Raw genomic sequence first — 21,439 nt, 5'->3', positions numbered from 1 at the left:
AGCGCGCCCCTGATCGTCACGCCAGCCACCGCAGCCCGTAATAGACCTCGGCTGCCACATGCACCGCGAGCAGCGCATACATCACGATCGCGGCCACGACGTGCAGCCCGATCCACGGCATGAAGATCTTCTTGACCGTTTCGCTCGATCCGATCGCTGCTTCGAAGTCGGAAATGCTATCGACGAGCTGCAGCAACGGCACGTTTCGAAGCGCCGGCGCAGGCATGGCGGCCTCCTCATGCGCCATCCGATCGGGCGACGACAGAGCCGCAGCAGTGTGCTCATAAGCCGACCTCAAGGTCGCCAGATCCGACTGCTGCCGGCGAAGCTCCGTTGCCGTTTGCGGCAGGTAGTAGCGCCCGACAAATCCGGTGACGACGACGATCAGCATGCTGGTCACCAGGGCGATCCCAAGCGGGCTCTGGAATTTGTGTCCGGTATGCAGAAGCGCGAAGAACGCCGCGACGATTCCGGCATAGGCGTGAAATGCCAGGAGCGTTGGCATCGACACGCATCGCGTGACCAGCGTCTTCAGACCCAGGCTGTATTTCGTCATCGGATAGACAAGAAGGAGAACCATCAGCACGGCCGCACCGGCCCCGAGGACAAAGCCCGCGAGGCTTCCAGCGAACCTGCCGTCAGAGTGAAGCAGGAAAGCCGGCACCAACAGCAACAGGGCCGCCAGAACGATATCCGCGATCAGACGCTCTCTCCGGTTCATCTTGTCAGGCCTCGACGACCAGATCTCCGACCGATTTCGCCTGGCAGGCCAGGATGAGGCCGTTCGCCTTGTCATCGGCGGTCAAGGCGTCCTGGACCTCCATCGTGACGTTACCTTGCAGCAGGTGCGTCTTGCAGACACCACAGACCCCGGCCCTGCACGAATAATCAATCGACACGCCGGCGCTCTCGGCCACTTCAAGGACACTCTTGTCGGGGGGCAGCGCCGCCACCTTGTCCGATCTCGCAAAACGAATGGTGGCCGTCGCGGGCCCGATCGCCGCGGCCAATTGATGACGCGCCTCACCTTCCGGCGTCGGCGCTTCGACGACGGCCTTGCCGGGGGGCGGAACGGCTCCGCGGGCGGGCCCAAAAGCCTCCGTCTTGATCTGCTCGCGTGGCAGGCCGAGTCCGATCAGCGTCTTCCTGAGCGCGTCCATCATTCCGGGCGGACCACACAGGTGAACACGCCGTTTGACCAGATCGGGCACGGCCTGCGTCAGGAAAGCAGCTGTGATCTGCCCTTCGTTTCCCATCCATGACGTGCCGGCGGCCCGCACCATGGTGGCCGCAACGTGCAAATTGTTCATCCTGCGCTGGAGATGTTCGAGCTCGTCCCGGAAGATGAACTGCTCGGTCGTCTGCGCGCCATAGACGAGATAGATCTGGCCCGGCCACGCGATGTCAGAGAGATACCGGATCGCCGCCATCAGAGGCGTGATGCCGACACCGCCTCCGATCAGGACAACGCTGTCGGCTTCCGTGCCCGTGAATGTAAAGGCGCCGGAAGGGCCTGCGACCTCAAGGAGGTCACCCTCCTTCACGTGGTCATGCATGTAGTCGGAAAGAAGCCCGCCATCTTCGCGCTTGATCGTGGTCTCGACGTAGGCAGTCTGGGCAGCGGACGACGCGATCGTATAGGAGCGCCTGATGGTCTTTCCGTCGATCTCGATGGCGTAGGTCAGGAACTGCCCGGGCAGGAATGCAAATGGGATCGCGCCGCCGCCCGGCGCTTGCAGACGGAAGGTCTTGACGTTCGGCGTCTCCTGAAAGATCGCACAGATCCTCAGCTTGCCTTTCAAGGAGCGGTTCGCTTCGACCCGCGGAGGATCGCGATCCCTCCCCTGAGAAGGTGTCGGTTCAGCCCTGCCCGGCTGACTAACTGATGTCGCGGCCGCGGGGGGTGCTGCGGCAGCAGCCGGAGCGACTGCTGCGCGAGTCAGCCGCTCCACCAGCGCATTCGCCCGGCGCATGCGCGCGACATAGATGGCCAGCATCGCGAGCGAGAACAGCACCAGCAGCGCCATGGTCGAGACGTGAAACCAGGAGACCCTCGCGGCCCCATCATCGGCATCCATGGCGCTTCGCTCAGGCAGGAGATTCATCTGCGACTTGAACCAGGCCTGCGCGACCTGCTGCGGTGGCTTGCCCTCCTGAAGTGATCGCAGAACGATCACGCCACTCTGGACCGCGTTAAGGGACACGCGAAGCCGCCGCGACGCCTGATCGGCGGCAACGAGATCGCCCCCGGCGATGGCATGCCGCAGGTCCGTTCCGGCTCCCGCCAGGCGATCGGCCTCCGCGCCGATCCGCTCGCGCACCTGAGCCTCCAGATGACTGCGTTGCTCGGCCGACAGCGCCGGCATGTCCATCAACGCCGGATAAAACTCCTTGCGCGGCCGCCCCATCATGTCGTCCATTCCGCCCATCATCCCGGAGGCGGCCCTGCCGGTCGGAACGCGGACAGCATCGCGACCGCTCAAGCCTGCTGAACCGTCCGGCGGCGCGCCATCGCCGGCGCCGCCGGACGGTGCTGGATGATGCGCCGCGTGATCGCTCTCTGCCTGCGCCAGCTCCTTGCGCTGAAAGAACTGCCCTGCCAGGTCCGAGGCGAGCACGGCATTCCCGACGAGCTGGCTCGTCAGGACGACGAGCGCAGCCACGCCGGATCGACATCGAAGCGGCCCACCGAACATGATCCTGCCCTCGCCGCAGTGTTCAGAATGACGCGATCAGGGGCAGCAGGATCGTGTCTGCGGTCTGTTTCTGGCTTTGGTTCAACGACGCATAGAGACGCGTGAAGGCCAGACGCGCCGATTTGATTGCCTCCAGACGCTCGGACAAGTGCCGCTCGTAGTGCTCCAGACGGTCGGCGCTACCAAGCCCCTCGTCCATTGCGAGCATCTTGCGCGCTTCCAGCAAATGCCGCCGGCTCGCACGCAAGGCATCTGCAACGTTATTCCAGTCGGCAGCCTGCCCGTCGCTGATCTGCAGCTCCGCCTTCAGAAATGCGATCCGCCCTTCGAGCCGCTCGGTCACGTCAGCCGGGCCACTGATTGCACTGCCGCTGCCGGACGAACTCATCTGGCCGCGCATCATCTTTTCCATCATCGGCATCATCGGCATCGTGCTGGATTTGTCCTCGCAGCCAGCGCCCTGACAGTCCCGCATCTGGCCCTGTGGCGGCATCTTCATCTTGTCGTCGTTCATCCGGCCGCCACCCATGTTCTGCGGCTGGCCTGCCGGTTGGCCCATATTGGTGTTGCTGCCGGATAGCGACGGGTCGGGAGTCTTTGACATCTTGTCGTCATCCATCATCGCGATCCGGTTCAGATCAGCTGTGGCGATTGCGGACGACGGCCCAATCGGCCCCAGCACGAAGACAGCCAAGGCGGCGGCGCTCACGACAAGATTTCTCGGACGATTCATGGTCATTCTCCAGGTTTGATTCGGCTGGTTATCTGCCCGCCGAGGTCGGCGGTGAGGCAGCGATGTGCGGGTCAGGCCATATAGACGCGAAGTGCCCGCGGCTCTTACGCGTTGGTGCGTGCAGACTTTCAGCGGTTATCATTCGCCCCCTCCTCACCGGACGAACGGCTTCTGTCGACATCCTTCGACCACGTCCGGTAGTAGGCGACGATCGTCATGACCCAGAGCCCTGCAGCGCCGACCACGAGCTGGGCCCATATTCCCTCCGCCCCGGTCTCGATCACGAAATGCGCGACGAACGACAGGAAGAGGCCAACGCAGAACACGGACAGCGATTGCTGGCCGCATCGGATCAGCGGTTGGAGGAAGGGCGACTTCAGGCCGGGCCAATCGCTTGGAACGAGCGAGACGACGATGAGCACGAGGCTCGCCAGATGGATCACGCGATACGGGCCAAGATTGGTCTTGTCGTTCGGAATGAAGATGGCGGTGAGCCCTTCCGGAACGTAATCCCGCAGCGAGGGGATTCGTTCGGCCAGCGTCATCGCAAACGCAAAGAGCAGGAAGCCGCAGCTCGCGACGAGCAGCGTGCGGGACGACAATAGCCACCGGCTTGCCGCGGCGCCTCCCAATGCGAGCCAGGCGCCGAATACGAAGAGCAGCTGCCAGGCGAACGGATTGAAATACCAGACTCCCGCCGGATAGGACGGCAAATTCCAGCCGTAATGGCGGGCGGCCAGATAGAGGCCCAGCGAACCGATCATCACCGCGTTGCGCCATCGCAGCATGAGCCAGAGCACGGCCGGAAACGCTGCCATCAAAACGATATAGGGCGGCAGGACGTCGAGATTGAGCGGCTTGAACTTGAGGATCAGCCCCTGGGACAGCGTTTCGACGGGAAAGGTCATCAACGGCGCGACGTTGAACTGATCCATCAGGTGAAGGTCATCGAAGCTGTGCGCGAGATAGTGCACGGCGGTGAGATAGACGAAGAACAGCAGCAGGTGGGCGACATAGAGCTGCCATACCCGCCGCAGCAGCCGGGTTGCTCCGATAACGAAGCCACGCTCCATCATCATCGACCCGAACACGAACGTCGCCGTGTAGCCGGAGATCAGCACGAACAGATCGGCGCCATCGCTGAAGCCGTAATTCCGTGTCGTAAGCCAGACGAGCGCCGAATCCGGAACGTGTCCCAGGAAGATCAGCCAGTTTGCCAGGCCGCGAAACAAATCCAGCCGAACGTCGCGTCGGGGCCTGGCCAGCACGGATCTGATCGTGATCGTCTCCCAGAGCCGACGATGCAAGAGAAACGCAACTCGCAAGGGCCGACCGGGCACCTGGATCGTATCGTCAATCAACGGTGTCTTCCCATTTCCGTGCGATGTGCTGCGGATCGCAATCGCAACCGCGATGCTTCCGCCGCTCATTCGCGCCGGCACGCTAGGTCGCGTCGTTGATGCTCCTTTGACAGACATCAAACTCGAACGACGCGCCGGCCAAATCTTTTTGTCGCGCAGGCATGTAATCAATTGAAGCGTCTGTCGTCCTCGAGTGATTTCGATCGACGGCGTCATCCTCGGGCGAAGTCTCTCGACGGCGCCGCAGGTAGTCGACGGCATGACAAGAAGCCATCGAATTCACGCAATCGATGCAAAATTTTTTCTGTAAGAAGATCGATGCTTTGCGTCGCCCGCCGCAATTCGACGATCCACGCGTCGGCGCTCGCAAGCGTGCACGCCGACGATTGATCTTGCTCAACTTCGACGTTCTCACTCCGGGTTTGGTTGCCTCTCAGTCAAGCCATCGGGACTTGATGACACCAACTCGACAAGATCAAACAGGAGAAACCAGAATGAGCCACCGCAAGCTGATCGCTGCTGCAGCGATCATGTCGTTCGTCGCGCTGCCCGCCGTGGCGCAGACGAGCACCACCGATGAGAAGAACGGCCACCACTACACGGGCGGGCCGAAGACCGAGGTCCTGCACCACATGGGCAAGAAGGACAGCGATGGCGGACCGACCACCGGGTCTGGCGGCAGCCATCATTACGGCGGCGGACCAAAGACCGAGGTCCCGCATCACATGGGCCCGAAGAAGGAGCAATGACGATCGGACGGTGATCCCGCCGCGCGCAAGACGCGGGATCACATCTCCCAGGCAACGCAACGGGGAAACAGTGTGTCCTCGTTGTCGCTACGGCGGAAGCCCGACGCAGCGACACTGGTCAAGCCTGCGGCCGAGACGTTGAGTTGCCCGGACTTGACGACAGCGCCCAAGACGAATTCGCCCGGGAGCGGTTCATCCGCACCCGGGCGCTGTATCCGTCGGCTTCTCGCTCTAGTTCGGCACCGTCGTCTTCGGCGCCGGTTTCGCGGCAGCCGCATTCACCGTGACGCCGTGCAGGAAGTCATAGGCCGCGTGCAGCGCCTTGTCGTCCTTCTCTTCCGGCGGGACATAGGACTGCGAGCCCGTCTGCTCGGTGCCGTCGGCGGCCTGCAGATGGCCGCGCATCTGCGATTCGGCGATGGTGTCGACGCGGCCCTTCAGCTCGGCCGGGACGTCCTGGAGGATCTCGATATCGGGCGCGATGCCCTGAGCCTGGATCGAGCGGCCCGACGGCGTGTAGTAGCGCGCCGTGGTCAATGCCAGCGCGCCATTGCCGGTGCCGAGCGGAATGATGGTCTGCACCGAGCCCTTGCCGAACGAGCGCGTGCCGATGATCGTAGCACGCTTGTGATCATGCAGCGCGCCCGCCACGATTTCCGACGCCGAAGCCGAGCCGCCATTGACCAGAATAACGAGCGGCTTGCCCTTGGTGAGGTCGCCGCCATGCGCAGTGAAGCGCTGGGTTTCTTCCGGATTGCGTCCGCGGGTCGAGACGACCTCGCCGCGCTGCAGGAACGCGCTCGATACCGACACGGCCTGGTCGAGCAGGCCGCCTGGGTTGTTGCGCAGATCCATCACATAGCCAATGAGCTTGTCTTGCGGGACGTCCTTGGAGATCGAGGCGATCGCCTTCTTCAGGCCGTCGGTGGTCTGCTCGTTGAACGAGGTGACGCGGATGTAGCCGATGTCCCCGTTCTCCACGTGGAAGCGGACCGGGCGGACATGGATGATCTCGCGCGTGATCGCGACATCGAGCGGAGCATCGGCGCCCTTGCGCACGATGGTCAGCTTGGTCTTGGTGTCGACCGGCCCCTTCATCTTGTTGACGGCCTGCTCGAGCGTCATGCCCTGCACGTTTTCGCCGTCGATCTTGCTGATGAGGTCGCCGGACATGATGCCGGCCTTGGACGCCGGCGTATCGTCGATCGGGGAAACGACCTTGACCAGGCCCTCTTCCATCGTGACCTCGATGCCGAGGCCGCCGAACTCGCCGGAGGTGGTCTCCTGCATCTCGGTCCAGGCCTTGTCGTTCATGTAGCGGGAATGCGGATCGAGCGAGGTCACCATGCCCGTGATGGCGCCTTCGATCAGCTTGGCATTGTCGGGTTTCTCGACGTAGCTCGCCTTCACCCGCTCGAAAACTTCCCCGAACAGGTTGAGCTGGGAATATGCATCATCCGCGCCTGCCGCCGCCCGAGCCGCCCATAGTCCGCCCTGCGGACCTGATACGAGGAGGGTCAGGCACGCTCCGGTGAGCGCGCCCAGGGGGAAGAGCAGGGTTTTCCGCATGGAATGGGTGGCCTTTTCGCTGAGCGGTTCTATTGAGGCTGGGCAGCCGCCATGCAAGTGGCGATCCAGCCCGGTTCTCACAATATCATTCTGGTTTCTTCAAGGCCGGCCTGCCACGCCGGCGGGTACGCGGTAAAAATCCCTTCGCCTAAGCCTAAACATTTGGCAACGTTCGCAAGATCGGCCCCGTTTCCAGCGGGAATCAGTCGACCGGACGGCGCCTCGCAGCTATGCCATTTTAGGATGGTCTTGGAGCGCTGGACGGGATAGGCGATGGCACAATTGCTTCAAATTCTCGGGAGGATAACAATGAACGAAGCACTCCGGCCGGAACGGAACGTCGAACTCGGCGCCAGCAACGAGCCGTTCCAGAACCTGCACGAATTCATCCGGAAGGCGCGTTCCAATCTCAACCAGAACGCCTGGGACTACATCGTCGGCGCGGCCGAGACAGAGACCACGATGCGCCGCAACCGCATGGCGCTGGACGAGATCGCGTTCCGCCCCCGCGTGCTGCGCGACGTGCGCAAGGTCAGCGGCTCGGTCGAGCAGTTCGGCCGCAAGATGCGACTGCCTGTGGTGCTCGCCCCCGTCGGCGCGCTGGAGATCTTCGATCCCCTTGGCGCAGCCAGCGTCGCGCGCGCCGCCGGTACTTTCGGCGCATCGCACATGCTCAGCTCCGTGTCCGAGCCCGGTCTGGAAAAGACCGCCGAGGCCGCGCCCGATGCGCTGCGCCTGTACCAGCTCTACGTCCGTGGCGATGACGCGTTCGTCGCGGACGTCGTCAGCCGGGCGCAGAAGGCCAATTATGCCGCCTTCTGCCTGACCGTCGACACCGCCCATTACAGCCGTCGCGAACGCGACATCGCCAAGCGCTATGTTCGCGAGAGCCGTCTGCGCGCCACCGGCGGCGACTACCAGAAGGGGCTGGAGTGGCGGACCGTGAAGATGATCAAGGACAAATTCAAGATCCCCCTGATCCTCAAGGGCATCGCCACCGCCGAGGATGCCCTGATCGCGCTCGATCACGGCGTCGAATGGATCTACGTCTCCAACCATGGCGGCCGCCAGCTCGATCACGGCCGCGGCGCCATGCATGTGCTGCCCGAGATCGTCGACGCCGTGAAAGGCCGCGCCAAGATCATGGTCGATGGCGGCTTCTGCCGCGGCACGGACATCGTCAAGGCGATCGCGGCGGGCGCCGACCTCGTCGGCATCGGCCGGCTGCAATGCTGGGCGCTGGCCGCAGCCGGCGAGACCGGCGTAACGCGGATGCTGGAACTGCTGGAGGACGAGGTGCTGCGCTGCCTCGGCCTGCTCGGTGCCACCTCCTTCGCCGAGGTCGACAAGTCCTGCCTGCACCCGGCCACCGCAACCAATGTACCGAGCGTGTTCAGCGCGTTCCCGCTATTCGACCACGAGCCCTACCGATACTGACCCGAAAGGATGCAATGACCTCGCTCTCTCCCGGCAGCGCAGATGCGCTTCTGTTCGATCTCGGGCGCGTCGTGCTCGACATCGATTTCTCCAAGGCGATCGCCTGCTGGGCGGGACATGCCGGCTGCGAGCCCGAAGCCATCGTCGCCCGCTATGTGCGCGACGAGGCCTACCGCCTGCACGAGGTCGGCAAGATCAGCGATGAAGACTATTTTGCCTCGCTGCGCTCCTCGCTCGGAATCTCCATTTCGAATGTCCAGTTCCTCGAGGGGTGGAACGCGATTTTCGCGGGCGAGATGCCTGGCATCGCCGAGCTGCTGTCGCGCGCGGCAAAGCAGATGCCGGTCTACGCCTTCTCCAACACCAACCGCCCGCACGTCGACTATTTTTCCAGAGAATATGCCGACCTGCTCGGCCATTTCCGCGAGTTGTACCTGTCCTCCAGCATCGGCCTGCGCAAACCGGATGCGGAAGCGTTCGACCACGTCGTGGCCGCGATGGGCGTACCGGCGAGCCGGATCGTGTTCTTCGATGACCTCGCCGAGAACATCGAAGGCGCGCGCGCCCGCGGCCTCACCGCGGTCCATGTGACCTCACACCACGACGTCGGCGTCGCGCTGAAGGCGCTGGGGATCTGATCGGGCGGCAATTTCCGGAACAATTTCGCCCGAAAACGAGGAACCAAAGCTCTTTGTGCATTTTTGTACGGAGTTCCGGGAACGGAATGCCCCCTTCCGGACTCTTGAGTCCGCTGGGACTTCCATGGACGGACATATCGCGTGTTGGGCAAAACATACCTCACCAAGCAGGCCTCCCTGCTGGTCAAATTCGCCAAGACCACTTCGGACGCCGAGCTTTCTGCCAAGCTGATGAGCAAAGCGGCCGATCTGAAATCTCAGGCAGATCCGATGCCCGACCGGGATCAGGGCCCCAAGGCGCCCGACGTCGCTGAAGTGGAAAACGCGGCAAGGGGAAATCCCATAACGCGGTCGTGACGCTGCCCACAGTTCTGCCCCCGTCGGACCGGTCTGCCCGGATCATGCTGGACATGAGCCCTAGTGCCCGAAGCGTAAGCTTCGCAGCAGTATAGCCCTTTTTGCGTCGGCCCTCCCGCTCGGCTAGAACCTTGCCCGACCGAGTCCTTGATCTCGTTGCGGGAGTTCGCCGTGGCCCTGATGCCGGTTTCCGATGCGCTTGCCGCCGTGCTCGCCGGTGCGGAGCCTTTGGCTGAGGAAATGATCGCTCTGGATCAGGCCTTCCATCGCGTGCTCGCGCGGGACGTCGCGGCGCGCCGGACGCAGCCGCCCGAGGCGATGTCAGCGATGGATGGTTATGCCGTTCGCGCGGCTGATGCTGCGAAGGTTGATGCGCAGCTCACGGTGGTCGGCGAGGTTGCAGCCGGCCGCCCATTTGCAGGAACGGTCGGTGCCGGCGAAGCTGTCCGGATCTTCACCGGCGGCGTCGTTCCCGCCGGCGCCGATGCGGTCGTGATCCAGGAGGACACCATCGCGGACGGCAAGCGCATCACGATCAAGGAAGCCGCCGTCACCGGGCGGCACATTCGCCCGGCCGGGATCGACTTCCGCGAGGGCGACGTGCTCCTGCGCAAGGGCGCACGGCTGACCGATCGGGACCTTGCGCTCGCCGCGGGCATGAACCATCCGCAGCTGAGCGTTCATCGCCGTCCTAAGGTCGCGATTCTCGCAACCGGCGACGAGCTTGTGATGCCGGGCTCGACACCCGGCCCCGGCCAGATCGTCTATTCCAATGGCTACGCCCTGCACGCCCTCGCCCGCAGCGAGGGTGCCGACACCATCGATCTCGGCGTCGCCGCCGACACGCTTGCCGCCACCACCTCGGGCATCCGCCGCGCCCGCGAATCCGGCGCCGACATCCTGATCACGACCGGCGGAGCGTCTGTCGGTGACCACGATCTGGTGCAGCAGGCGCTTCGGCACGAAGGTATCTCGATGGCGTTCTGGAAGATCGCGATGCGGCCGGGCAAGCCGATGATGAACGGGCAGCTCGGGCCGATGCGCGTCATCGGCCTGCCCGGCAATCCCGTGTCATCCTACGTCTGCGGCTTCCTGTTTCTGGTGCCGCTGATTCGCGCGCTGTCGGGCCGCTCAATGATTCATCATCGCCGCGAACGCGCCGTGCTCGGTCGCGACCTCGGGGCCAATGACCAGCGCGAGGATTATCTGCGTGCGCGTCTGGAGACGCGGGACGACGGCACGCTCGTCGCTCTTCCCGTCAACCACCAGGATTCCTCACTGTTGGCGAATCTCGCTGCGGCACAGGCACTTCTCGTGCGCGCGCCGTTCGCACCGAAGGCCGCTTCCGGCACGCCTTGCGAGGTGTTGCGACTGCCGGAGTGAGCGCGCCGACGCAACCGTCCCGCGAACTTTGTCGCGTTCACGGTAAATTAAGCAGTTGTGGAACATGTATCGAACATATAGTGTCCGTTCATGCTTTGTTTCGAGCATGTAGCGGCTTACTGCTGAATTCAGCGTCTGGGAATCGAGCGACATCGTCAGGGGGATTTTGGTCGAGATGTTAACGCGCAAACAATACGAGCTCCTGCGGTTCATCAGCGAGCGATTGAAGGAAAGCGGCGTGCCGCCCTCCTTCGACGAGATGAAGGATGCGCTCGACCTGCGCTCCAAGTCGGGCATCCATCGCCTGATCACTGCGCTCGAGGAGCGCGGCTTCATCCGCCGCCTGCCCAACCGGGCCCGCGCCATCGAAGTGATCAAGCTGCCTGAACTCCAGGCGGCTGCCGGCAGCCGTCGCGGCTTCACGCCGAGCGTCATCGAGGGCAATCTCGGCAAGGTGCGCACGATGTCGAGCCCGCCCGTCGATGAGGGCGAACGCCCTGTCGCAGTTCCCGTGATGGGCCGGATCGCGGCCGGTACGCCGATCGAGGCCTTGCAGACGCGCAGCCACACCATCAGCGTCCCGCCCGACATGCTCGGCGCGGGCGAGCACTACGCGCTCGAAGTCCGCGGTGATTCCATGGTCGATGCCGGCATTCTCGATGGCGACATGGCGCTGATCCAGCGCAACGAGAGCTGCGACACCGGCGATATCGTGGTGGCCCTGATCGACGACGAGGAAGCCACGCTCAAGCGTTTCCGCCGCCGCGGCGCCTCGATCGCGCTCGAGCCGGCAAACGCCGCCTACGAGGTCCGGATCCTGCCGCCCAACCGGGTCAAGATCCAGGGCAAGCTGATCGGGCTGTACCGCAAATACTGAACGCGGCGCACGTCGCCACCTGGCAAGCACGCCCTCAAGATCGGAGCGGACGATTGTCCGCTCCGGCTGGTTGGTTTTTCTGGTTTTGCACTGATTATCCGGCCACCTCTCCCGCGCTACATCCCCGGCACGCCATGACGAAGCACGCATCGCTTCGCAGGCCTTGCGAGACCGAGGAGACCGCCATGCGCAAGATTATTCTGAGCACCGTCGCGATCGCGCTGATCGCAATATCAGCGTCGCAAACCTTCGCTGCGCAGCCGCAGCATCACGTTCGCAGGGCGCCACAGGCGACGAACGAACAATTCCGCAATGCCCGCAACGCCGTCGGGCAACGGGCGCAGCCAGCCTGGCCTTATTCGGGTTGGTCGGCACCGGCTGGGCGCTAACGAAGAAGCTCTCGGAATGCACGGAAGCAGTCTTTGTTCCTCGGACGTCTGAAAAAGAAATTGTGATGGCAGCCTGCAGACTCAAGCCGCAGATTTGCCCCCAACATGGCATATGATCGCAGGCTTCCACTCTGATAGAGGCCTGCGCCTCAGAAGAGGCGCGGGTGCTCTATCGCTGATGAGGAGCACCCGATGTGTGACTATAGCTTGCATGCCGTCGCGACGCGTCCCGCAGAGGTCGGCGAGACGATCGTCACGACAACCTTCCGCGGCACCTCGACGCGCGGCTTCGCCTCCGAAGCCGACAAGTCGGTCGCGGTCTGCCTGCTGCCGGGAACGGAGCTCGCCTTCGCCGACAACGTCCGCTACGACAACAGGTGGATCTGGACGCGCACCATCAATTCGCGCGTCGGCAAGTTCGGCAAGGTCGATCCGCACATTCCCGATCGTCATCACGACGCGATCGAATTCCCCGATGGCAAATACGTGCTGGTGACCCAGCTCGTCGAAGGCCAGCGCGCAACCGTGCTGCAACTGCCGGTGACCCTGCCGCTCGGTGAGCGCGAGCACAAGCCGCAAGTTGTCGCCGACAGACAGCCGACACCTCCGGGCCTGCCGATCGGTTGAACCGGCCTAATTTGGGCATGATCTCCGCGCAAACGCGTTTTCGCGTTTGTAGCGCCGGAGAACCGCTCCGCGCTTTTCCGGATCATGCCTCAATCCTCGGCCTGAAGGTCGGCCTCGGACGGTGTTGCGTCCTTGGCGCGCGGAGCTGCGGACCGCGGCATGAGGGTCCCTTCGAAATCTCCATCGCCGGCCGCCGCCGGCGACCAGGGGCGGTTTGCGCCTCTCGCCCTCGCCGCCGCAATGGCAAAGCCATCGCCGCGACGTGTCAGCGCCAGCGCGCCCTGGCTCGCCAGACGCGGCCGATCGATCACCATCCCGGTGCAATCCGGCGGCGCAGGCTTTGCCGTCACCACCAGGGCCGCGCGACCGCAATCATCAGCCAGCGCGTCGATGCGGAGCGCCAGCGCGACCATGCGGCCGTCGGCAAGCGGCGTCACGCAGCCGGCATCGTCGCACGACACGCCGTCGCCGAGCGAGGTGCTCGCCGCATCGCGCGGATCAGCGTCCGCTGCAAGCCACTCCTTCAGCAGGAAATTGTCCTTCTTCGCCCTGATCAGGTGCAGCTGCCCGTCCCTGGCGCGCACCGCGACGTTCTGACCGTCACCGGCAATCAGAATATCGGGTTGCCGGACGGAAAGACTCCAGACGGTCGCCGCCACCAGCACGAATGCTCCCGACCAGCGCAGCGGCGTGCGCAAAAGACCCATCAGGATCAGGCCGAGGCTCGCAGCGATCAGCGGCACCGTGCCGAAGGCGCCGACGTGGCCGACCGCGCCGGGCAATGCCGCCACCCAGCGCGTGACCAAGATCATCCAGTCGATGCCGATTCCCATCAGCCACCAGAACACGCCGTCCAGCCCGAACGGAGCCGCGAGCAATCCGAGCAGCCCGGCCGGCATCACCAACGCCGAGACCACCGGCATCGCGCCGAGATTGGCGAGCACGCCATAAGGCGTCACACGGTGGAAATGGAAGGCGGCGTAAGGCGTGGTCGCAAGTCCCGCGATCATCGAGGCCATGAACAGCATCGCGATCTCGCGGCCTCCCCACAGCGCGATGCGCGCGGTCGCCGAATGATCGGGCGAGGCCAGCAGGCTCGGCATGCCCATCTGCACCATGGCGACGAGCCCGAGCGTCGCCGCGAACGACATTTGAAAGCTTGGATGTGGAGTCCGGCTTCGCTTGTTAGATCAAATGCTTAACCTACCTCTCGTAGCTTGCTCCGGGACTTTTTCCGGGACTCTGCGAGCCGCTCGACTGCTTCGGCAACGTCCTCGTCGAGCACATGCGCATATCGCAGGGTACTTTTAATGTCACGGTGGTTGAGCGCCTTTTGCACCAGCTTCAGGTTGCCGCTGTCGCGCAAGAGCTTGGTACCGAAGTCATGCCGGAAGTCGTGAAACCGGAAATCGGCCAGCCCAGAACTGGCCCTGAGGCGCTGCCAGGCTGTCTTAGCGCCGGTGTAGGTTAGAGGGTAGCGTTGCCCCCTCGCCCTACCCAGGCGCTTGTTACCGTAGATGGCAACGTAGGTGAATACGAACTCCGGATGCTGGCCCTGTAGCGGGAAGAGTATCTCGCGAACCGCTGGCGTGATCGGGAATACAACGCGCCTGGCGCCCTTGCCGAGGCGAACAATCTGCCGGGTGCCAAAGTCCACCTCCGACCACCTCAGTGTCACGCACTCCTTCAGCCGCATGCCGCTAGCCCGCACAAAATCGAAGAACGGTCCGTAGTCGGCGCGCATCGCCTCGTCGAGCGCGTCAGCCTCCTCGATCTTTAGTTCGCGGACACGCTCCACTGGCTCGGACAGCAAAAGCTTGTCCCACTCGGGTTCATTCTCAAACACGACCTTCTCGGCCTTGGCGAACGTGAATAGCCGCTGCAGCACCTTGGTTGCGGACCGGTTGACTGTGGCGTTCGAGACCAGAGGCAGGGCCAGCTCTTCTTCCTTGGTCCGCTTGCCACGGCGGGAGATGCGATGCCCTCGCCGCCACGCCACCAGATCCTTCGCCGCCTTGTGATCGATATCTGTGAGCGGCTTCTCCTTGCCGAAATATTCGATTAGCCGGTTGAGGTTGGTTTGAGTGGCCTTCGGATCAGCATCATATTGAGCGCTATCAAGCCAAAGTCGGTCGGCGACGTCATCGATCGCCAGGGATGCCTTGGCGCGCCGAGTCGCCTTGACCAGCTCCTTGGCCTTCTCGCGCTCTAGGGCCTCGAATTTTTTTGCGTCTGATTTAGTTGTGCATTTTGTCGGGCCGTGAAACCGATTGCCGGCGTGCCAGAAGTCAAACGAGTAGTACGGCGAACGCTTGTCACGATAGACTGACACGGTATTTCCCTCCTGCGATGGGCTTCAATGAAGTCATTCAGGTCCGATTCGGTGAAACGCCGCCGCGGGCGCTTCCTGCCGAGCCCGACGTTGATGAATCCGATGGCGCCCTCCCTCACGAGGTCGCGGAGATGATCTTCGGTGATATTAAGCCGAGATGCCGCTTGTTCGGGCGTGAGCAAGCGGCTGTTGTCGTTGGCGGGATTGGGCAAGAGCATGCCCCTTGAATAGATTGCTCTGCAAAACCTCGCCGGCTAAGGCCGACGCACAGGGGTGGGTGGTGAACCGCTGGCGCTTCGCTGCTGGGTCTCAACAAATCCAGTGGCCGGCGATTCACCACCTCTGGCTAATTATACCACGGCCTATTCCGCGGCCTGCAGCACCACCGCTGCTCGCTCAGCAGCCGCCGTTTCGCCGTTCAGCTGCTTGAGGTCCCAATAAACGCCCTCCTGTACCGCGGTCAGCCAGTGTCCGTCGGACTTTTCGGTCGTTTGATCGACCAGCAGCTGAACCTTTTGGCCGAACTCCTCCCACGTCGCAGCGCGGGCGAGCGTGATATCGAGAAGCATCTGTTCGGCGGTCGCTCGAAATTTGTCGACCACAGGGTCGGACGGCGTCGCGGTGATCATGTCGGCGACTATCTTGTGAGCCTGGAGAAGCTGAGAGAGGTTCGGTGCGGCGTGGAAGGTCGCGGGTGTGGAAAGCTCAGCACTAGCATTGGTTTTTGTGCAGGTTTTGTTTTGATTAGGCATAGTATTTCCCAGTTCGTCCGGTTCATTTGACCGCCCGAAACTGTGGTACCACAGATTCCAGAAGCGCAAAGCCGTGAAAGTACGGAAAAAGCGAGGACCTGCCCCAACCGGCAAGGGCACACAGATTCAGGTCCGGCTGCAGCCGGATGACCTCACGGCAGTTGATGACTGGATTGCAGAGCAGGACAAAGCCCCTACCCGCCCCGAAGCCATTAGAACGTTGATGCGCCAGGCGCTAAGGGCCAAAAAATAAGATGCCAGCTCGCGCCAGCCATCTGCCGACCACCTCGGAGCGAGATGCATTGCAGAGACTGCGATCGGGTCGCGAGCTGACGCTGAGATCTCTTGAGCCCACCGGCCAGCGCACCATCCTCAACATGCTGTCAAAGGGCTGGATTGAACGCGGTAGCACGGCGGGGGCGTTCCGGATCACACTGTCGGGCCTCGCTGCTTTGCGGATCAAGATACCTTTACGTCAATACGGGGGACGCAGGACTGGATCTTGACCAAATCGAAACGCTGGCAGGCAAGCCAGGCTAAGGTGCACAAAAAACTACGCCGCTGGGCTCGAAATACGTTGTCCCGGCGGCGCCTGTTGCTGGCCCCTGAAATCCTCCAGCGACTGCTGCTATAGCAGCCATCGCGGCGCACGAGTGTGAACTGCTTCACAATTGGCGCCCGTACCACTACGGCGTCTCCTCTGCGCGCCGATCACACACACTGGCAACCACGTGCCGCCCGATCTCTGTACCGGCGCTGTCTAGCACCAACACGACCGTGCCAGCACACCGGTCGAATTCCGGATCGCTGCCGATATCGCGTGCGACACGGGCGCCGTATTCACGCGCGAGATCGGGCGAACCAAACACTTCCCCGGCGTCATCTGTCTGTAGATGTCCGTTGTGAATGATCGGAAAATAGTAGCGCTGCACAGCAATGGCCCCCGTCGTTTTGGGCAATCATGCGCCCACCTCAGGGCGGCACGCACCTGTCAAAAATGACAGGTATTGCTTACTTCGCTGCACGACCCGCTCCGCGCCGAATTGATGGAGATCGATGAGAACCTGGCCCGCGCCGAGTTGTCGCCAGCAGAGGAGGCGCCGCACATCAAGCCGCGTAAGGAGGTGTGGGAGGAGATCAACGGGCCGGCGAAGGCGATTGGTGGCAGGGCGTCTGCCGCATCTCAGGGAAAAGCGGTTGATCAAGCAAACGCAAAATCTGCGTTTGCTACTGCAACAGCAAAGTCGAGCGGAAAATCGTGCCCCTCCCAGCCCGCAGGCCATTAGGACGCTGATGCGGCAGGCGCTGAAGCCAATTCGGAGGGGTGATCCACCCCCTACCTTGGGCGTGCTTCGGCTCGGCTGTGCATATTTTTCCCGGTTTGTGGATACATACGCGCGCAAGCTATTGATCTCGCGCGATGGTTGTTGTTTGATATGCCTACTTTTTAGGCTTGGGGGCTGTTTCACATGCGTAGAATTGCGATTGCGGCGCTTTGCGTCGCCTTAGGCGGCTGCGCCGCCGCACCGAAAATGGGATGGGTACGCGTCGACGGTCAGTCCTCCCGAGAAAACCCGGTTCTACAGACCCAATTCGAAGTCGACAGAACCGCCTGCTTGGGTGAGCGCAATAAGGCCGCGCTGTCAGGGGTCACTGTCGCTGGCGGTGGATTGGCGGGAGCCATCGCAGCCCAAGAGCGAACCAACGCCGCCGACACTGTCGGTCAGGGCTGCATGGCTGAAAAGGGCTACCTCCTCGTCAGAGAGGATGAAGCCGACGCAAAGCGTGCCGAGTTGGCGAGGGTCGCCGAGCTGAAAAAGCAACAGGAGGCTGCGGCTGCCGCGCCTACCCCCAAGACCAAAAAAACGAGTCCCGCTGCTAAACCGTCAAGCTAGCCAACAAGAAAATGAAGATCGATTGGCGAGCTAGTGAACTGGGCGGCTGAGGGACACACAGTGCGGATCAACAAGACTCGAATTCATAATCTTGATCGCTATGTGAAACACATCGCGAAGGGAACATCCGTCAAAGTCATTGCCGATGTTTCAGACGATGCCAGGGCCTTGCTACGCACCGGCTTTTCAGAAGACTCTCCTGATGGGACCACGCTGCTTCCGCCGATCCGAGGGCCAGTCTCTCGTTTCAACGCTGAGGGGAAATGGCAACCGGACAAAACGAAACCGAAAGAGTCCAGGTACATTAGGACCGTTCGTTGGAAGTGGAAACAGTGGTCAGGACGAGGGCAAACCGAAGAGCGAGAGGATTTCAAGGACATCCATCAGGAGTGCTACCCGCGCATCGTCACGCCCCCACCATCGGTGGAGATATCCCTGAGAAGATTAGAGTCTCGCATTCTCATCGTGTCACCCACGATCAATGTCGATGAAGCCGAAGACCTGAAGCACATCATCAATTTATTCTTGGAACTGATTGGCCACTGCGAAGTAGCAGCAACCGACCTGAAATCTCTCAGCCCTCCGCACGTCCAGCAAATCAATTGGAAGCTACTGCCTCCAGGCGAGTACCCATGGAGCCGAATGAGGACGCACCTCACGTTTGCCCTGCGAAAAGCATCGGAGAGTGTCGCCGCGGTCATCCAAGATCGGCAGGACACGCTGGTTTCACTTGGACCGACGACCATTTACATCGGAGTGAACGGCTTTAGTGATTACATCGCCTATGAATTCGAGCCGAAGGGAATTGTAGTGCTCGAAAGCATCCGTCGCGACAATGCAATCTACGTATTCGGCAGCGATTGGGAGGCAGCTTCTCGCCTGTCAAAGAAGCAAATTCTCGACGCGTCACTTCAGAAGACGCGCATTGTGCACTCGACTGGATGGAAAGAGAAGCTCAGGACTTTCGTGGCATGAACGACGCGAAGTGAGCACTACGCCATGCACAAAAAAGCGGACGCCGAACAGAAGATCAGGCATCTTGCGTTAGAGTGGATGCACGAAACGAATTATCGGCCAAAGCCCGGCTACTACCCTAGCTTTGGCGCTTTCAAAACATGGCTCGAAAGCAAGCACTACAGCCACTACCTCGAATTCAGATCGCGGAGTGATGCCCGCGCCGAGGCCGAAGGTTGGTTTGAAGCAGAAATTCGCGAGTACTGGCGCAGCATGCGCTCGCGCGGCGTGGAGGCTTGATGGCATGTTTGCCAAGGCGCTTAATCATACTCGCGAGTCACAGGGATGAAGATCGCAATCCTATCTGCAGCCGACGTTGCCGGTTGGTACACCGCGACATTAACAGAGCGAGGGCACGAGGTCACGATCGGCCCATTCGGCCACGCACCTACAGCGGTGACCAGCATGATCGAGGACGGAATTGAAGGCGTCCTCATCTTGACTGATGGCGATGAGAACTTTGATGAGATTGCTGCGCGCTTCACTAGGGCAACAGGCCGCCCTGTATGGCGCAATCTGACCGAGATTCCGCGGTAAACATATTTAGCGCATAGGCGGTGACGACCAATGTCTGGAAAAATCGATGCGACGTTCGACCAAATTGCATCCGCGATGATCTTCGCAGCCAATCACCGCAACGTGGCCAACGTCGAACAAGCCCTGAACCAAAGCGGATTCACCCAGCTAGGAGACGGCACCCCTTCTCAGAAGACAATCTGGGAAAAGCATGAAGACGGAAAGACACTATGGTTTCAATGGCGTTGGTATGATCAATCGCAAGCATTCTCAATCCAGCCTGACATGAACATTCTAAGCTTGGAGTTGAGAGACGGAAATATCGTGCTGCGGCGCGCTGAAGAACGATATGAAGATTGAGAGCGGCGGAAAGCTGGCCCCTTATGACAGATCACGAGTTTGGCGACCAACATACCGAACTAAAGCTCTCGATCGTGGAAAAGTATCTGCATTTCTTCACGACAGCTTTACGCAACAAGTTCCCTCAACTCTGGTATATCGACGCCTTTGCAGGCACCGGCTACCGGACAGTTCGCCATGAGGCTATTCCAGCCAGCCTGATTGACGCTGGCGAACCGGAGCGGATCGAGCGACGCCGCGGTTCCGCAAAAATCGCAATCGATGTGACACCCCGCTTCGATTTTCTGGTGTTCATCGAGAACAAGCCTTCTTATGTCCGAGCGCTTGAAGACTTGAGGGCGCGACACCCTGATAGGCGCATCACTGTCGTAAAGAATGATGCCAACGAAGGGCTGAAGTCTTTGCTCGCGTCAAACAGTTGGAGATCGACTCGCGCCGTTCTATTCCTAGATCCGTACGGCATGGAAGTTGACTGGTCGACCTTGGCGGCTATCGCGAAGACTCAAGCAATCGACGTATGGTACTTGTTTTCGCTAGCAGGCTTTTACCGTCAGGCGACGCGCGATCATGCCGACTTAGATGAGGACAAAAGAGCCGCTCTAACACGCATGCTCGGTACGGACGAATGGGAGCGCGAGCTATATTCCGCGAACACAACGTACGATCTTTTTGGCGGTGATGAAGGCGTTTCCTTGAGGCGAGAGGCCGATATGGTCGCGCTAGAGGCCTACGCCAAAAGGCGGCTAGAGACCATCTTTGGAGCGGTGCTTGACCCTCTGCCATTACCCCTACACGAGCGGCCACAGCGCTTCTCTCTGTTCTTCTGTATCTCTAGTCAGAATCCCGCCGCGATCAAATTGGCCAGGACCGTCGGCAATCACATTCTCAAGGCCGGCATCTCGTCGTAGGTGCGACCGTTCAGCACTCGGCCTGCGGCCTTCTTGTTCTTGCCGCCCCACTGTTTAAAGAAAAACGCGGTGCTGTGGCGGCGACAGGCGGACTTAATTTCGCGAACCCACTCCGCATCCATCGGCCGAGCACTCGGACCACTCTCGCCGCCCACAATTGCCCAATGAATATTCTCTAGGTTGGCGTCGCCGACAGACCCTAGCAATGGCTCAAACGAGATGAACCGCACCGCGGCGCGCACCTCACGCAGTTCATCGATCCTGCCCAGATAATCCGCACTTTCGACACTAGTGCCGAGCCAAACGTTTCGCAACACGGGCAGTGCTGATGTGATCTCAGCCATGCGATCCGGTCGCTTCGTCAGAATCTGGTAGGTGTGTCGAGGAGTCGCCGCCATTGTCGCCCAGACCTCGGCCACAAACGAAGCCGGGACGTCCGAATGAAAGAGATCGGACATTGAGTTCACAAAGATCTGGCGCGGTTTGCTCCAGCCCTTAGGCGTATCTAGCGCCTTACGATCCAGATAGAGCTTCCCAGTCCACTTCGCTCGGCCGCCGCTTTTTCGCGTCAGCCCCCTGTACTTCGCAACACCCATAGCGTCGAGGCGCGCGGCCATCCGCATGGCGTAGCAGTTGGTGCAGCCAGGCGAGAGAATGGTGCAACCAGCGACGGGATTCCATGTCGCATCCGTCCACTCGATCGAGGTTTCAGCCATGGAACTCCCCCTTTTGAGAGTCGAGAGGATCACAAAAAAATGGTGATAATTCGTTAACCACGGGCTGACTCAAATCGCCAACCGCTTCGCCTTCCAGCGCTTCCAATCCATCGGCTTTGGCCTAATCGGC

The 21,439-nt window shown here is 61.5% G+C and carries 23 protein-coding genes and 2 pseudogenes; 14 read left to right on the top strand and 11 right to left on the bottom strand.

Going from position 1 to position 21,439, the window contains the following annotated elements; genetic code table 11:
- Positions 1–16: 16 nt before the first annotated feature.
- The 4 genes from XH80_RS26545 to XH80_RS26530 form a co-directional block, all read right to left on the bottom strand.
- Entirely contained in the window at positions 17–721 is a 705-nt protein-coding gene (locus XH80_RS26545) for an iron reductase (RefSeq protein WP_271601119.1), read from the bottom strand.
- A gap of 4 nt (positions 722–725) precedes the next feature.
- A complete protein-coding gene (locus XH80_RS26540; RefSeq protein ID WP_271601118.1) occupies positions 726–2,696 on the bottom strand; it encodes a 2Fe-2S iron-sulfur cluster-binding protein in 1,971 nt (656 codons plus the stop codon).
- A gap of 22 nt (positions 2,697–2,718) precedes the next feature.
- Entirely contained in the window at positions 2,719–3,429 is a 711-nt protein-coding gene (locus tag XH80_RS26535) for a Spy/CpxP family protein refolding chaperone (protein WP_271601117.1), read from the bottom strand.
- A 128-nt stretch (positions 3,430–3,557) separates the two neighbouring features.
- Positions 3,558–4,790 carry an OpgC domain-containing protein gene (locus XH80_RS26530; RefSeq protein ID WP_271601116.1) on the bottom strand — a complete coding sequence of 411 codons (1,233 nt, stop codon included), beginning with the start codon at positions 4,788–4,790 and terminating at the stop codon, positions 3,558–3,560.
- Positions 4,791–5,284: 494 nt separating this feature from the next.
- Here XH80_RS26530 and XH80_RS26525 point away from each other — a divergent pair, with 494 nt between their 5' ends.
- Positions 5,285–5,539, top strand: coding sequence for a hypothetical protein (locus tag XH80_RS26525; protein WP_271601115.1), 255 nt, complete (start codon positions 5,285–5,287; stop codon positions 5,537–5,539).
- Positions 5,540–5,770: 231 nt separating this feature from the next.
- On the opposite strand, the gene XH80_RS26520 is transcribed toward XH80_RS26525, so the two are convergent.
- A complete protein-coding gene (locus tag XH80_RS26520; protein ID WP_271601114.1) occupies positions 5,771–7,108 on the bottom strand; it encodes a S41 family peptidase in 1,338 nt (445 codons plus the stop codon).
- Positions 7,109–7,417: 309 nt separating this feature from the next.
- On the opposite strand from XH80_RS26520, the gene XH80_RS26515 reads away from it, so the two are divergent.
- The 7 genes from XH80_RS26515 to XH80_RS26485 all read left to right on the top strand — a co-directional run bounded on the left by XH80_RS26515 (position 7,418) and on the right by XH80_RS26485 (position 12,816).
- Positions 7,418–8,545, top strand: a complete 1,128-nt coding sequence (locus tag XH80_RS26515) for an alpha-hydroxy acid oxidase (RefSeq protein WP_271601113.1) — start codon at positions 7,418–7,420, stop codon at positions 8,543–8,545.
- Between the two features lie 14 nt (positions 8,546–8,559).
- On the top strand, positions 8,560–9,183 hold the full coding sequence (locus XH80_RS26510) for an HAD family hydrolase (RefSeq protein ID WP_271601112.1): 624 nt from the start codon (positions 8,560–8,562) through the stop codon (positions 9,181–9,183).
- 141 nt (positions 9,184–9,324) lie between these two features.
- Positions 9,325–9,540 (top strand): hypothetical protein, encoded by a 216-nt coding sequence (locus XH80_RS26505; protein WP_271601111.1) that lies wholly within the window; start codon positions 9,325–9,327, stop codon positions 9,538–9,540.
- Positions 9,541–9,711: 171 nt separating this feature from the next.
- Positions 9,712–10,923, top strand: a complete 1,212-nt coding sequence (locus tag XH80_RS26500) for a molybdopterin molybdotransferase MoeA (protein WP_271601110.1) — start codon at positions 9,712–9,714, stop codon at positions 10,921–10,923.
- Between the two features lie 175 nt (positions 10,924–11,098).
- On the top strand, positions 11,099–11,800 hold the full coding sequence (gene lexA / locus XH80_RS26495; protein ID WP_057756726.1) for a transcriptional repressor LexA: 702 nt from the start codon (positions 11,099–11,101) through the stop codon (positions 11,798–11,800).
- Positions 11,801–11,985: 185 nt separating this feature from the next.
- A complete protein-coding gene (locus tag XH80_RS26490) occupies positions 11,986–12,189 on the top strand; it encodes a hypothetical protein (RefSeq protein ID WP_271601109.1) in 204 nt (67 codons plus the stop codon).
- Between the two features lie 192 nt (positions 12,190–12,381).
- The gene (locus tag XH80_RS26485; RefSeq protein WP_271601108.1) at positions 12,382–12,816 is read left to right on the top strand and encodes a hypothetical protein; all 435 of its coding nucleotides are present in this window, start codon (positions 12,382–12,384) and stop codon (positions 12,814–12,816) included.
- Between the two features lie 89 nt (positions 12,817–12,905).
- Here XH80_RS26485 and XH80_RS26480 read toward each other — a convergent pair.
- The 5 genes and pseudogenes from XH80_RS26480 to XH80_RS26465 form a co-directional block, all read right to left on the bottom strand.
- Positions 12,906–13,982: pseudogene (locus XH80_RS26480) on the bottom strand (ComEC/Rec2 family competence protein); the annotation flags it as partial.
- A gap of 32 nt (positions 13,983–14,014) precedes the next feature.
- Complete coding sequence (locus XH80_RS26475) at positions 14,015–15,148, bottom strand: tyrosine-type recombinase/integrase (protein WP_271601107.1); 1,134 nt, start codon at positions 15,146–15,148, stop codon at positions 14,015–14,017.
- Between the two features lie 29 nt (positions 15,149–15,177).
- Positions 15,178–15,366, bottom strand: a pseudogene (locus tag XH80_RS44125) (helix-turn-helix domain-containing protein); the annotation flags it as partial.
- 144 nt (positions 15,367–15,510) lie between these two features.
- Positions 15,511–15,900 (bottom strand): hypothetical protein, encoded by a 390-nt coding sequence (locus XH80_RS26470; RefSeq protein ID WP_271601106.1) that lies wholly within the window; start codon positions 15,898–15,900, stop codon positions 15,511–15,513.
- 686 nt (positions 15,901–16,586) lie between these two features.
- Positions 16,587–16,859: a DUF6894 family protein gene (locus XH80_RS26465; RefSeq protein WP_271601105.1), complete on the bottom strand. Its 273-nt coding sequence runs from the start codon at positions 16,857–16,859 to the stop codon at positions 16,587–16,589.
- A gap of 510 nt (positions 16,860–17,369) precedes the next feature.
- Between XH80_RS26465 and XH80_RS26460 the strand changes: the two genes are divergently transcribed.
- From XH80_RS26460 to tcmP, 6 genes are read left to right on the top strand one after another with little or no spacing between them, the layout of a single operon-like run.
- Positions 17,370–17,795: a hypothetical protein gene (locus XH80_RS26460; RefSeq protein WP_271601104.1), complete on the top strand. Its 426-nt coding sequence runs from the start codon at positions 17,370–17,372 to the stop codon at positions 17,793–17,795.
- Positions 17,796–17,855: 60 nt separating this feature from the next.
- Positions 17,856–18,770, top strand: a complete 915-nt coding sequence (locus XH80_RS26455) for a hypothetical protein (RefSeq protein WP_271601103.1) — start codon at positions 17,856–17,858, stop codon at positions 18,768–18,770.
- 24 nt (positions 18,771–18,794) lie between these two features.
- Entirely contained in the window at positions 18,795–19,049 is a 255-nt protein-coding gene (locus XH80_RS26450) for a hypothetical protein (RefSeq protein WP_271601102.1), read from the top strand.
- Between the two features lie 45 nt (positions 19,050–19,094).
- The gene (locus XH80_RS26445; protein WP_271601101.1) at positions 19,095–19,346 is read left to right on the top strand and encodes a hypothetical protein; all 252 of its coding nucleotides are present in this window, start codon (positions 19,095–19,097) and stop codon (positions 19,344–19,346) included.
- Between the two features lie 30 nt (positions 19,347–19,376).
- Positions 19,377–19,685 carry a hypothetical protein gene (locus XH80_RS26440; RefSeq protein ID WP_271601100.1) on the top strand — a complete coding sequence of 103 codons (309 nt, stop codon included), beginning with the start codon at positions 19,377–19,379 and terminating at the stop codon, positions 19,683–19,685.
- A gap of 23 nt (positions 19,686–19,708) precedes the next feature.
- A complete protein-coding gene (gene tcmP, locus XH80_RS26435; RefSeq protein ID WP_271601099.1) occupies positions 19,709–20,593 on the top strand; it encodes a three-Cys-motif partner protein TcmP in 885 nt (294 codons plus the stop codon).
- Here tcmP and XH80_RS26430 read toward each other — a convergent pair.
- Positions 20,563–21,309 (bottom strand): DUF5131 family protein, encoded by a 747-nt coding sequence (locus tag XH80_RS26430; protein ID WP_271601098.1) that lies wholly within the window; start codon positions 21,307–21,309, stop codon positions 20,563–20,565. The two genes, tcmP and XH80_RS26430, sit on opposite strands and share 31 nt — an antisense overlap.
- Between the last annotated feature and the right edge of the window lie 130 nt (positions 21,310–21,439).

Origin of the sequence: Bradyrhizobium sp. CCBAU 45384 (assembly GCF_028128665.1) — a bacterium.
GTDB lineage: Bacteria > Pseudomonadota > Alphaproteobacteria > Rhizobiales > Xanthobacteraceae > Bradyrhizobium > Bradyrhizobium manausense.
This window is presented reverse-complemented; position numbering and strand designations above follow the sequence as displayed.